We start from the raw sequence: 12,179 nt of genomic DNA on the forward strand, positions 1-12,179 counted from the left end.
AATACGCAATGCGGCTCCCCGTCGGTGACGGGGAGCCGCATATTTCGCGCTATCGGCTGGGTGACTCCTGAGCGACATTCGAGCCGATCAGATCGAGAGCGTTGTCGCGCATTACTTTCCGGGTGTCCTCATACGAGAATTCCGGAAACTGTGGAATGTCCGCGGTGAAGGTCGTCGGATCGGCGAGCCCCTCGCCGTGTGGCCAATCGGAGCCGAACAAGACCTTGTCCACGCCGATCGTCGCGGCGAGCAGTTTGACGTCGTCTTCGTAGTAGGGCGCGATCCAGACATTGTTCTTCAGCTGCTCCACCGGATCCTCGGTGAAGTGGTGAGGAGCAGTGTTCGCGGCCTTCTTCAAGCGCTTGATCAACCGGTAGACGAAGTACGAGCCGTTCTCGATGCTCACCACTCTGAGCTTCGGGTGGCGGGTGAACACCTGGTGCACGATCATCGAGGCGATCGTGTCGTGGATCGCGCGATCGTCGAGCAGGATCTGATCGAGCGGATCCTTCTTGCCGAATCCCTCGAACGTCGCCGTGCCGCCCCACAGCGCGTTGATGGCGAGATATCCGCTGTCGGACAGGTGGAAGCCGACTGGTACGCCGGCTTCGGCCAGGCGGGCCCACACGGGGTCGTGCAGAGGGTCACCGAGGGACCGCGGGCGTGTCACACCGGGTACCGGTGCCGGGCGCACGAGCACCATCTTGGCGCCGCGGCTCAGCGCGAACTCGACCTCCTCGACCGCCGCCGCCGGATCGGCGAGGGAGATGATCGGCGCCGAGATGATGCGGTGGTCGGGACGGTCGAACCCCCAGTCCTCGTCGAGCCACAGGTTGAAAGCGTGGACCGAGGCGATCGTCGCGGGAATGTCGTGCTTGAGCGCTTCCTCTACCCCGCAGGCGAAGGTCGGCAGCATGAAGACAGTTTCGAGGTTCTGTCGATCCAGGACCGTCACGCGAGCGTCGCGGTTCTGGTATTCGGGGTGCTCGGACAGGCGGTCTACTTTCATCAACGAGGCCGGAGAGACGCCCTCGGGAATCTCGCCGCGAAACAGCAGATCGAGGCACCCGGGCTCGATGATCGGGTCGAACGTAGGGTTGGGGACGAATTGGTTGACCTTTCCGCCCATTATCGCCAGCGTCCGCTTTCCGTCGTTGACCATCTGCACCCCGCGCTGCTTGAACTCTTTGGGCAGATGGCGGGTGAACGCGTCCAGTGGTTCGTAGTAGTGGTTGTCGACATCGACCGCCAGATAGTCCAGCTTTGTCATTCTTCGTCCTTTCGCAACCGGTGGTCTCGCCGGGCGCTCCGTCGTCGAACCGGGCGATCGGCATCCGGCACGGACCGCGCCGGGAAGACCTCCAGGAAGACCATCGTCGGCACTAACGTTTGACTTACTGTACCTCTTTCAGTAGCGCCTCGCGCAAGTCCGGCTTCGCAGCGGTTCGCGGTCGACGCGCGTCAGTCGGCAGCGCTGATCAATGCGAGTGTCCCCAGGTCGCGAATCGCCCGGCAGCTGCGCTCCAGCATGACGAGGAAAACCTCTTCGCCGCGCGCTGTGGGTGTCGCGAAGGCGGCGCCGAGGGCGATGATCAGCGGGGCCTGCACCATTCCGAATCGATAATCCTGCCAGCATGTTTCGCGGGTATATCCGGTGACGCCGTACTCGAGCAGTCTCCGGTGGTACACGTCGACGAGGCTGTTCTCGCACGCCGATCGCGCGTCGGGGTCCAGACCGGTCGCGGTGAAGTAGGCGAGATCGCGCGCGGGCAACCCGACGCCGAGCGTTTGCCAGTCGACCACGCTGACGCTGCTCGTCGCGGTATCGAACATGAGGTTGTCGAGTCGGTAGTCTCCGTGCAGCAACGCGAATCGGCCGGTATCGGAGCCGGCCTGCAGCCAGGGTGTCACCAGACCCAGGGCCTCGGAGAAGGTTTCACGGTCGCGATGATCCATGCGCGCGCCGAGCTTGTCGAGCGTGATGTCGGCGGCCATCCGCGCCACGTCGCCGAGGCCGCCTGCCGCTGCGGTGTCACCCGGTTTGGGCATCGCTACGGCGAGGTCCAGCCAGCGTGGATCGCGCCAACTCGGCCCGTGTAGACCGGCCAGCGCGGACACAGCCTGGTACGCCGCATCGGTCCCGCAGCCCGCGATCTGGTCGCCGGGGACGGCGGGGGACAGGTCGGCGAGGAGCAGGGCGAATTCGGTCCCGTCCTCGGTGATGTCGCTGTAGAAGCAGCGTGGCGTCGGCACGCTCGTCTGCGTAGCGGCTTGTCTGTAGAAGGTGATCTCGCTGAGATAGCCGAGCGTGACGCCCGCCCGCACACCGTCGTCGTCGGCGGGCAGTTTGATGACGAAGGTCGACGGGAATTCGTGCTCGCTGTGTGCATAGCGTGGCGTGATTCGGAACGTCGCCCCGGTCTGGCCGGTGCCGATCGGGCAGATCTCGACACCCTCGACGACGTTTGTCTCCGGTCCGAGCACCGCCTGCAGCCAGTGGCTGGTGATGTCGGCGGCGCGGCGCGGAATCGGTACGGTCGCACTCATTTCGAGGCCCTCACTGTGTCGCTGTCACTGTCGCTGTCTCGGTACGCGGCGACGACAGGCGCGAGTTCTTCGGGAGTCGCGCCGTGCAGGATCACGCGGTCGGCACCGTTACCGAATTCCTCGCGTATTCGGTCGGCGCATTGCCTCGGCGTGCCGGTGGCCGCCGATGCCAGCCACTCCGAGGGCAGTATCGCCGCGATGTGCTCGATCTGGTCGGCGGTCGCGACCCCGTCGATCGGACCGGCGATCGAGGTGACGACCCGGTCTTCGCGGAACCGCCGCAGCGCGCCCGGATCCCAGCCGTTCGTGCGCACCATCAGGTCCCCGTATCCCTGCAGATATGTCGCCAGCCGGGCCACGGTCTTCTTCAAGCGAAGCTCTTCTGGCAGATGGTCGCCCACGGTTGCCAGGCATGACCAGACCCGCACCGAATCGGGATCGCGATCGGCCTTCTCGGCAGCGAGCTCGACCGTCCGCACACACCGTCGCAGAGTCTCCGGTGAGAAGTAGGTGTGCAGGATGACATCGTCGAAGACCCGTCCGCCGAGCGCCAAGGTGTTCGGACCGAACGCGACCAGCGCGAGTGGAATGTCCTCATCGAAGCTCTGGTCGAGAAAGAGTACGGGGTAGGAGCCCAGCGGGCCGTCGTGGCCGATGATCGCCTCTCCCCGCCACAGCCGTCGCATGACGTGGGCCCAATCCTCCATCTGAGCGGTGGTCACCGCCGGGATGCCGAACGCGGAGTACATCGCCGCGACGCCCCGCCCGATACCGAGAGTGAACCGGCCCCCGGAGAGCCTGTGCATGGTCGTGGCCCACGACGCGGTGACCAAGGGGTGGCGCGTGTTGTGGTTGGTCGCGGCAGTGGCCACCCTGGTTCGCTCTGTCACCGCGCAGGCCGCGCCGGTGAGCGACGCGGCCTCTTTGACGTTCCAGCGTTCGGAGATGAACGCTGTGCCGAGCCCGAGTTCCTCACCCCTGCGCGCATCTTCGATCAGGCGTGCCGGACCGCCCCCGCCCGAGCCCGCCAACAGGTAGTAACCCAACTCTTCGAGTGGGCGCTGGTCCACGGTCATGGTGTACCTCGATCTGGAATCGCGAAGGAGACGGCGCAATCCTCAGGTCCGGAGTGGTCGTGGCCTCGGCGCAGCTCGGCTGGGAGCTGGTCGACGCTCACACGTGCAGCGCGGTGAGGACTGGGGGAGCCTCTCGAAGAGGCTACCAATGGGGCAACGGTAATGCTATCGGTTCAGTGAACGGTAGTAGGCCGGAATCACTGATCGATCTGTCCGTGGCGACGCGCAGCGGGTGAGGCTGACCAGCACCGCTCCCTACGGGTTCGCGAATTCCCTGTAGAGATCGGGCAGGAATTGGGCCAGGTGGTGCATCTCCTGCCCGCAGTGCAGCAGGAGATCGCGGGCGAGATCGGTGCCGAGGACGAGATCCGCTGCATCGACCGCGGCGCCCCGGCTGATGGCTTGTGCGGCTCGGACCAGGTCGGGGCTGTGGAGCCCGTAGTGGTTGAGATAGAAGCGGCTGCGCATTTCGCATCCGCCGGGAACGGGCCGAACCTGATGCGCGAGCCACCCCACATCGACGGGCGCCACGCTGCTGCCTACCCGTCCGAAAATCACTGTGTGTCCAGCGGGTACATCGAATCCGTGGTCCTGTGGATCGAGAAAAGCGATAGCCAGCTGTTGTAGTTTCGGGCCGACGTACTCATCGACATAGGAGATATTGCCGACGTACTTCGCGCGATCCGGCACCGCGTGGCCGGTCTTGTCCACGCTGATTCCGGCATACAGGTGTGCGTCGGGATGCCACAGCTTGTATCTCGCCGATTCCGCCGAATGCCAGCCGAACCACCAATCCCACATCGCCGCAGAGACATTCGGCATATCGGTGTGTACTGCCGCCCACACCATTCCGCTCGCGGTCTGTCCGTATCCGGTCTCGACCGGAGAGTAGCCATGGGCGGCGAGATCGTGCGAAAGTGCCGAAAAATCCGGAATGGTATTCGGCGGCACCGGCGGACCGTCGTAGGTGGTGAGCACTGATGCCGGTGCGGGTGCGGTTCGTGCGGCCATGAACCGCGCATAGGGCTTCGCCCGGTCGTCGGCGGAGTACCCCTGGTATCGGACGGCGGGGTCTTCTTCGGCATGTGACACGGCCGAGGCCCCCGCGCCCGAGAACACTCCACCGACCAGCAGGGCTCCCATGGACAGAGTCTGCCGTCGAGTCCACCGCCTGTGTCTCCACATGTGTCGACGCTATCGAAAGCCGCCCGGCGCGGACCGCGGAACGGCGTGAGCAGGCCGCGTTCTGTGGGAACTAACAGACCGGCTCGCACACCAGTAGGTCCCGTCGACATTCATCGAGACGCGACGCGTGTGCTGAGCGGCAGTGTCACCGGGCTCAGCCGTCGACGGTGTTGGGCGCCAAACCGGCCACGAACGGGGTATCTCCGTCGTATTTCCCGAATTTGGCGGCGCCACCGGGGGAACCGATCGTGTCGAAGAAGTCCACGTTCGTCTGCGTGTAGCCCGTCCACTGGTCGGGGACGTCGTCCTCGAAGAAGATCGCCTCGACCGGGCAGACCGGTTCGCAGGCACCGCAGTCGACGCATTCGTCGGGCTGGATGTAGAGCATCCGGTCGCCCTCGTAGATGCAGTCCACCGGGCACTCTTCGATGCAGGCTCTGTCTTTGATGTCGACGCAGGGTTCAGCGATCACGTAGGTCATGCGGTCGGGATTTCTTCGAGTGCTTCGAGCCGGGCCGGGACGTGTTTGTGCCATGGGGTGCCTGCGAAGGCGTCTTTGAGTGCGAGGCCGGTCAGTTCGTTGGGGGAGACCCCGGCACTGGTCGTTGTTCCGTCGCCGGTGGGGTAGTCGAGGCCGAAACCGTTGGGCAGGGCGATGTTTCCTGCCCGCATCATGTCGCTGACCTCGACGATCACGGTGGCGGATCCATTCGCGGTGACCAGTCGTGCCGGGGCGCCGTCGGTCAGCCGCAAGGCGGTGGCATCCTCGGCGCTGATCCGGAGGTGGCCGTCGCGGTCACGGCGACGCCGGTCGGGGTTGCGGAAGATCGTGTTGGCGGTGAACGAGCGCCGCTCACCGGCGGCCAGGACCAGCGGGAACTCCGGGGTCGTCCACGCCGTGCGCGCGGTGGGCAGCCGGCGGACCTGGTCGAGCAGATTGTCGATGTCGATGGTGAAGCGGCGGTCCTTGCGTTTGACGTAGTGCCAGACGTCATCCCAGGTGTCGTCGGTGAAGACCACGCCGGTCGGGGATTCGACGATCGCGTCGAACAGCCGGTTGCCCGGCGTCAGGCCGGTACCGGTGAAGCCCGCTCGGGCAACGGCTTTCGGGTTCGACATCGCACATATCTGACTGATGCCCCACAGCACCGCGGCGCCCCTCATCTGTGGCGCCATCGTGGTGCCGAGCGTTTCGTACAACAAGTACGGAGCGATCTTTCCGAGGGCGGGATCAGCGGCGACGGTGGCCAGGAAGGTCGCGCCGAAGGTGTCACGGCCGGTCTGCGCGGCGCGTCGGAGCCGGGCGACGGTGTCGGTGTCGAGGACCCGCATGCGTCGAAGTACCCGCGCGTAGATCTCGGGTTCGGGCAGCGTGCCGTCGAGCGGCTCCATGAGCGGTTTGCGGAGGTGAACGACATTGCGCGGGAATTCGAAGTTGAAGAACGTCGCTTCGGGCTTCTCGTACTGGCTGGCGGCGGGCAGCACATAGTCGGCCTCACGCGCGGTTTCGGTGAACGCCACATCGATCACGACCGACAAGTCCAGTGCGCGCATCGCGGCCCGGAAGCGGGGCGAATCGGCGAGGGAATGCGCCGGGTTGGACGAGTCGATCCACATCGCGCGGAAGCGATTCGGGTGGTCGGTGAGGATCTCGTCGGCTATCGAATTGCAGGGGATCAGGCCGCCGATGATCTTGGCGCCGGTGACCGGGGAGGTCCGGCCACCGCCGCCACTACCGCCGCTGCCGAGCATCCCGCCCGCCAGGGGAACCATCGCGTCGAGCAGGGCCGAGGCCCCGGCCTCCACCCGCGCGCGCAGCGGAGTCACCCGGGCGAGGGTGGGCAACGTCGCGCTGATCGCCGTGGCCGCCGCGGTGACGGTCCGCGCCGTCAACCGCTTCTGCGCGCGGGCCAGTGCGCTCGGCTTCTTGCGCGGTGATCCGGACCCGGAACCGCCGGTCAGCATCGCGAAGGAGGAGTGCAGGTACATGGTGCCGGGTCTGCCGAAGTTGCCGGTGACGATCCACAGGAGTTTGTTCAGGTAGGACACCAGGGTGCTGTTGGGCGCCTGCTGGATGCCGAGGTCCTCGTAGACGCACACGCTCGACGCGGTCGCGATCCGGCGCGCTGCCGCCCTGACCTCGCCTTCGCCGACACCGCTGATCGTCGCGAAATCCGTGATGTCGCAGGACTGGAACGCCGCCTGGACCTCGTCGTAGCCGGTGGTGTGCGCGGCGATGAAGTCGGCGTCGACCAGGTCTTCCTGCACGATCACCGCGACCAGTGCGGCCATCAGCCAGGCGTCGCGCCCCGGCAACACCCGCAAGTGGTGCTCGGCCATCGCCGCGGTTTCGCTGACGCGCGGATCGATCACGATCATCGAACGGGTCGGGTCGGCGGCTACCTGCTTGAGTACCGGTCTGGCCCGCGGAAAGCTGTGTGATTGCCAGGGGTTCTTGCCGACGAACACCAGTACTTCGGCGTGTTCGAAATCGCCTTTGGTGTGACCGCCGTACAGGCGGCCGTCGACCCAGATCTCCCCGGTCTTCTCCTGTGCCAGCGCATTGGAGTGATAGATCGAGCCCAGTGCCCCGCGCAGCCCGGCCGCGTTGGCGGCCCCGAGGTGGTTACCTTGGCCGCCACCGCCGTAGAAGAAGATCTTGTCTCCGCCGTGTTCATCGGTGATGGCGGAGAGTTTCGCGGCGATCTCATCGATCGCTGTGTTCCAGTCGATCTCCTGGTAGGTGCCGTCGGGCCGGCGTTTCAGTGGGGTGGTGAGGCGGTGGGCGCCGTTCTGGTACAGGTCCAGGCGCATCGCCTTCTCGCAGGTGTAGCCCTCCGATGCCGGATGCGCCTTGTCGCCGCGGATCTTCGCCAAGCGGCGACCCGCCACCTCGACGGTGATCCCGCAGTTGCACTCGCACAGCACACACGCGGTCGCCTTCGGTTCGGCCATGTCACACCCCTTCGACGAAAGTATGCTAGGCAACATAGCATAATGTTATGCCAAGTAGCATAGTATTGCTGAGTTGACCCGAATCCCGTAAGGAGCGCGACGACATGGGAGCCCGCACCGACACCCGGCAGAAGATGCTCTACAGCGCTGTCGAGCTCCTTCGCGAACGTGGCTCGGCCGGGGTGACCATCGACGCCGTGCTGGCGCGCAGTGAGGCACCGCGCGGATCGGTCTACCACCACTTCCGCGGTGGACGCGCCCAGATCATGACCGAGTCGCTCGCGCTGGCCGGTGACGCCATCGGCACCATCATCGACAAGGCGGTGGAGCAGGGATCGGTTGCGGCGTTGCGGCGATTCGGGCAGTTCTGGAACACCCTGCTCGCGCAGTCCGACTTCGAGGCAGGCTGCCCGGTCGTCTCGGTAGCAGTCGGCAGCTCGCCCGATGACCGGCACCTGCAACCGGCGGTCGCGGGCATCATCCAACGGTGGCAAGCCGCCCTCGTCACCGCGCTCGAAGCCGACGGTGTCGAATCCGAGCGCGCCGTTCGGCTGGCCACCATGGCGATCGCCGCCATCGAAGGCGCGGTGATCCTGTGCCGGGTCAATCGATCCACGACGGCGCTCGACGATGTCATAGAAGAACTCGAGGGGCTGCTCACCTCGGTGGTCGCCGGCTGAGGTGCCCTCGGTGCCCGGCGTCGCGATGGTCGCTCGTGTTCCGAGCTCCGCGGTGAGCCGGTGCTCTGGGGCCGTGGGAGCGAATTCCTATTGCTGCATCTAGTGCAGCTACAGCGTGTGTAGAATTTTCCTCTGCGCTGTCGCTGGACTCGCTCGGCGCGGAGAGGGTGGTACGCGATCGTGGCCGAACGGCAGAGCAGGGCAGCATATGCCCCGCGAATGGCTCCTGAGCAGCGCCGGGAGCAACTGTTGGACGCGGTTTTGCGGGTCATTGTCGGGCAGGGCGTGCACAAGGTGTCCATCGACACTGTCGCGAAGGAGGCCGGTGTGAGTCGCCCGGTCGTCTACGGCCATTTCGACGACTCCGACCAGCTGCTGCTGGCCTGCCTCGACCGGGAGGAGGCCGCGGCGGTAGCGCAGATGGCCACCGTAGTCCCGATGATGACGACCGATCCGACCCAGGCAATGGCGGACAGCCTCGAGCATTTCCTCGACGCGGTGCAGGCCGCGCCCGATAGATGGCGGGCGGCATTCCAGCTCGCCGACTCCAGCACTCCCGCCTTCCGCCGCCGTCTCGAACGCGGACGCCGAGCGTTCACCGAGGCGCTGACCGCGTATGTGCGCGCGGCGGCGCCGCCAGGACAGCTTGTCTCGGTCGATGTCGAACTCACTGCCCGTCTCGTGTACGCGCTGTTCTGGGAAGCGGGCCGACTCGTTCTGGCGGAACCCGATGCGTTCCCGCCGCAGCGCATTCGTGACTACGCCGCACAGCTCATTCCCGCTCTGCCTGCGTTTCATACCTCTGCCTGATCGAGCCGGGTCGACACCCTCGCGGCCGTCGATGTTTCGCCGCCTTCTCTAGGCGCTGCTGTTTACCGGCCGAAGATCGCCGTTATCGAGCGGCGACCTCGGCATGCCTTGCCGTCGTGTTCATCGACTTCCCGGTGTACGCCCCGCGTGAGGCCCGAAAACCGACTCGTGCTTGACAGGGCACCGCCAGGTAGCAAATACTACACTCAATGTAGCTACAAAGACTGTAGCTTTTGATGGGAGGTCGCCATGACGCGCCGGTACTGCATCATCGGAGCGGGATACACCGGTCTGGCCGTGGCCAAGGCCTATACAGACCTCGGTCTCGACTACGACCACATCGAGGCGACCGCCGCGATCGGTGGCAACTGGTCGCACGGGGTGTACGACTCCACCCACCTGATCAGCGCCAAAGCGGTCACCGAGTACCCCGACTATCCGATGCCGGACGACTATCCGGATTTCCCCAGTGCCGGGCAGATGCGCGACTATCTGCATTCCTTCGCTGCCGCATTCGGGCTCGATCGGCGCATCGAGTTCGACTCTCAGGTCACCGACGTCGCGCCGCTCGATGACACCGGGATGGCGGGATGGCGAGTCGAATTCGCGAGCGGTGAGGCACGTGAGTACACCGGCGTCGTCGTCGCCAACGGGCACTACTGGGACACCAACATCCCGACGTATCCCGGCGAATTCACCGGCAAGCAGATCCACTCCAAAAACTACAAGCGCCCCGCCGACCTCGACGGCACGCGGGTCCTGGTCGTCGGCGCCGGTAACTCCGGATGCGATCTGGCGGTGGAAGCCGCACTGAATTTCGGTACGTCGGAGATCTCTCTTCGCCGCAGCTACTGGTTCATCCCGAAGTATGTGCTCGGCGTGCCGAGCAGCAAGTTCGACATCGGCTCGGTTCCGGTGCCGAAACTGCTGCAGGAGGCCGTCTTCCGGTCGATCGTCGCAGTGGGGATGGGTAGCTTTCACCAGTTCGGGCTGGAGAAGCCGAAGCACCGCATCTTCGACCAGGATCTGGTGGTCAACCAGCAACTGCCGTATTTCCTCAAGCACGGCCGGATCGCGGTCCGTCCCGAGATCGCGCGCTTGGACGGGCACACAGTGCATTTCGTCGACGGCACCAGCGGGGAGTACGACACCATCGTCTGGGCCACCGGTTTCAGGACAACCTTTCCGTTCCTGCGCGAAGGGCTGCTCACCTGGGAGAACGGGCAGCCGCGGCTGGTGTCGCACACTTTCGCGCCTGGCCTGGCCAACCTCTCCTTCGCCGGACTGGTCGCGCCGCGTTCCGGCGCGGGCATGTTGTTGATGAACAGCTCCCGGCTACTCGCCGAGGCCGCGTTGCTGCAACAGCAAGTACGCACCCCGCTCGGCGATCTCTACTCGATCGTCTCCGAACCCTCCGGTGAAATCCTCGCCGGTGGACCGGAATTGCGCTGGAAGGTGCTGCGCGGCCGATGGCTGGTGCGCGTGCTCACCCAGCTGTCCACATTGCGGATCCTGCTGTTGCGCAGTCCCGTCACGACGGCGACGGAACCTGCGAGCCCAGAACCCGTGCCGGTTGCGCCACGCAGGCTGACCCGCATCGTGGTGAGCCCAGTCCTCGCCGTCGCCCGTCGGATCGCTTGACTCCCAACCCACTACACAGGAGCCCCTTCCATGCCTCCCAAGAATCGTGCACCCCGGACGATCGCCGTCGGTAGCCCCTTGACTCTGCCGTGCGGGGTGACTTTGCCCAACCGCATCGCCAAGGCCGCGATGAGTGAACAGCTCGGCGAGATCAACGGTGCGCCCAGCCAGACGCTGACCCGTCTCTACAGTGCGTGGGGTCGCGGCGGCGCGGGTCTGTTGATCACCGGCAACGTGATGATCGATCGCCGCGCCTATGTCGAACCCCGCAATGTGACACTCGAAGACGATCGCCACCTCGAAGCCGTCGGCAACTGGGCGCGCGCGGGGTCGCGGGAAGGTGCCGTGATGGTCATGCAGATCAACCATCCCGGCCGAGTCGCGATCGGCCCGCTGAACCGGCTTCCGGTGGGCCCTTCGGCATTGCGTCCGGGGACGATCGGCTACAACCTGCGCAAGCCGCGCGCGTTGCCGCTCGACGACATCGCCGACCTGCGACGTCGCTTCGTACGCTCCGCGGAATTGGCGGTCGAGGCCGGTTTCGCCGGTGTGCAGGTGCATGCCGCGCACGGATATCTGCTCTCGCAGTTCCTCTCTCCCATCGCCAACCAGCGAACCGACCGATACGGCGGCAGCCCGGCGAACCGTCGTCGGCTGCTACTCGACATCATCGCCGACGTGCGCGCAGCCATCGGGCCACGCGCACTGCTCTCGGTGAAGCTCAACTCCGCCGACTTTCAGACCGGGGGACTGGACGAGCGCGAATCGCTCGATATCGCACTCGCCCTCGAGCAGCTCGGGATCGATCTGCTGGAGGTCTCCGGCGGCAACTACGAAGCGCCGGCGATGACCGGCGTGGTGCAGGACAGCACCCGTGCGCGCGAGGCCTACTTCCTGCGCTACGCCGAGAATCTGCGCGCCGAATCGGCGATGCCACTCATGCTCACCGGCGGTGTCCGCACCCTCGAATTCATGAACGACGTGCTGGCACAGGGCGCGGTCGATGTGATCGGGCTCGGCCGCCCGTTCGCGGTGCGCCCCGATATCGCGGCCGAACTGCTGGCCGGTACGCAGGAGCCGCAGACGCTGCCCACGGCGCCGCGCATCCCGATCAAGGGCACGACGCCGATCAACTCCTACCTCCAATTGGCCTGGCACGCGGCGAATTTCCGGCGCATCGCGGCCGGCGAGCGTCAGGTGAGCGGACCGGGCGCGATCCGGACTCTGGTCGCCGCCGGGACCACCGTGACCGCCCGCGCGCTCACCCAATTCTGATCACCGAGGA

The 12,179-nt window shown here is 65.7% G+C and carries 10 protein-coding genes; 4 read left to right on the forward strand and 6 right to left on the reverse strand.

All coding sequences use genetic code 11. The features are described from left to right. Window positions 1-49 precede the first annotated feature (49 nt). The 6 genes from ACFVVI_RS23095 to ACFVVI_RS23120 form a co-directional block, all read right to left on the reverse strand. Window positions 50-1,270, reverse strand: a complete 1,221-nt coding sequence (locus tag ACFVVI_RS23095) for an amidohydrolase family protein (protein WP_387446748.1) — start codon at window positions 1,268-1,270, stop codon at window positions 50-52. Between the two features lie 191 nt (window positions 1,271-1,461). Further along, window positions 1,462-2,547: a phosphotransferase family protein gene (locus ACFVVI_RS23100; RefSeq protein ID WP_387446749.1), complete on the reverse strand. Its 1,086-nt coding sequence runs from the start codon at window positions 2,545-2,547 to the stop codon at window positions 1,462-1,464. After that, window positions 2,544-3,623, reverse strand: a complete 1,080-nt coding sequence (locus ACFVVI_RS23105; RefSeq protein WP_387446750.1) for a TIGR03857 family LLM class F420-dependent oxidoreductase — start codon at window positions 3,621-3,623, stop codon at window positions 2,544-2,546. Before ACFVVI_RS23105 ends, ACFVVI_RS23100 begins: the two co-directional genes overlap by 4 nt. Before the next feature lie 255 nt (window positions 3,624-3,878). Next, window positions 3,879-4,766 carry a DAPG hydrolase family protein gene (locus tag ACFVVI_RS23110; RefSeq protein WP_387446751.1) on the reverse strand — a complete coding sequence of 296 codons (888 nt, stop codon included), beginning with the start codon at window positions 4,764-4,766 and terminating at the stop codon, window positions 3,879-3,881. A 196-nt stretch (window positions 4,767-4,962) separates the two neighbouring features. Next, on the reverse strand, window positions 4,963-5,289 hold the full coding sequence (fdxA, locus tag ACFVVI_RS23115) for a ferredoxin (protein WP_379312515.1): 327 nt from the start codon (window positions 5,287-5,289) through the stop codon (window positions 4,963-4,965). Next, a complete protein-coding gene (locus tag ACFVVI_RS23120; protein WP_387446752.1) occupies window positions 5,286-7,763 on the reverse strand; it encodes a molybdopterin-dependent oxidoreductase in 2,478 nt (825 codons plus the stop codon). The genes fdxA and ACFVVI_RS23120 overlap by 4 nt, the downstream gene beginning before the upstream one ends. 104 nt (window positions 7,764-7,867) lie before the next feature. On the opposite strand from ACFVVI_RS23120, the gene ACFVVI_RS23125 reads away from it, so the two are divergent. From ACFVVI_RS23125 to ACFVVI_RS23140, 4 genes are all read left to right on the forward strand, one after another. Further along, window positions 7,868-8,443 (forward strand): TetR/AcrR family transcriptional regulator, encoded by a 576-nt coding sequence (locus ACFVVI_RS23125; protein ID WP_379312513.1) that lies wholly within the window; start codon window positions 7,868-7,870, stop codon window positions 8,441-8,443. A gap of 219 nt (window positions 8,444-8,662) precedes the next feature. Beyond that, window positions 8,663-9,253, forward strand: a complete 591-nt coding sequence (locus ACFVVI_RS23130) for a TetR/AcrR family transcriptional regulator (RefSeq protein WP_387446753.1) — start codon at window positions 8,663-8,665, stop codon at window positions 9,251-9,253. Between the two features lie 249 nt (window positions 9,254-9,502). Continuing rightward, window positions 9,503-10,894 (forward strand): flavin-containing monooxygenase, encoded by a 1,392-nt coding sequence (locus ACFVVI_RS23135; RefSeq protein ID WP_387446754.1) that lies wholly within the window; start codon window positions 9,503-9,505, stop codon window positions 10,892-10,894. Between the two features lie 30 nt (window positions 10,895-10,924). Then, window positions 10,925-12,169, forward strand: a complete 1,245-nt coding sequence (locus tag ACFVVI_RS23140) for an NADH:flavin oxidoreductase/NADH oxidase family protein (RefSeq protein WP_387446755.1) — start codon at window positions 10,925-10,927, stop codon at window positions 12,167-12,169. Window positions 12,170-12,179 lie beyond the last annotated feature (10 nt).

It is taken from the genome of Nocardia sp. NPDC058114, from assembly GCF_042884695.1.
Taxonomy (GTDB): domain Bacteria; phylum Actinomycetota; class Actinomycetes; order Mycobacteriales; family Mycobacteriaceae; genus Nocardia.

What these genes read in the sequence shown, in the direction of transcription:
- ACFVVI_RS23095 (WP_387446748.1), bottom strand. Translation starts at nt 1,270, where the DNA reads ATGACAAAGCTGGACTATCTGGCGGTCGATGTCGACAACCACTACTAC.
- ACFVVI_RS23100 (WP_387446749.1), bottom strand. Translation starts at nt 2,547, where the DNA reads ATGAGTGCGACCGTACCGATTCCGCGCCGCGCCGCCGACATCACCAGC.
- ACFVVI_RS23105 (WP_387446750.1), bottom strand. Translation starts at nt 3,623, where the DNA reads ATGACCGTGGACCAGCGCCCACTCGAAGAGTTGGGTTACTACCTGTTG.
- ACFVVI_RS23110 (WP_387446751.1), bottom strand. Translation starts at nt 4,766, where the DNA reads ATGGGAGCCCTGCTGGTCGGTGGAGTGTTCTCGGGCGCGGGGGCCTCG.
- fdxA (WP_379312515.1), bottom strand. Translation starts at nt 5,289, where the DNA reads ATGACCTACGTGATCGCTGAACCCTGCGTCGACATCAAAGACAGAGCC.
- ACFVVI_RS23120 (WP_387446752.1), bottom strand. Translation starts at nt 7,763, where the DNA reads ATGGCCGAACCGAAGGCGACCGCGTGTGTGCTGTGCGAGTGCAACTGC.
- ACFVVI_RS23125 (WP_379312513.1), top strand. Translation starts at nt 7,868, where the DNA reads ATGGGAGCCCGCACCGACACCCGGCAGAAGATGCTCTACAGCGCTGTC.
- ACFVVI_RS23130 (WP_387446753.1), top strand. Translation starts at nt 8,663, where the DNA reads ATGGCTCCTGAGCAGCGCCGGGAGCAACTGTTGGACGCGGTTTTGCGG.
- ACFVVI_RS23135 (WP_387446754.1), top strand. Translation starts at nt 9,503, where the DNA reads ATGACGCGCCGGTACTGCATCATCGGAGCGGGATACACCGGTCTGGCC.
- ACFVVI_RS23140 (WP_387446755.1), top strand. Translation starts at nt 10,925, where the DNA reads ATGCCTCCCAAGAATCGTGCACCCCGGACGATCGCCGTCGGTAGCCCC.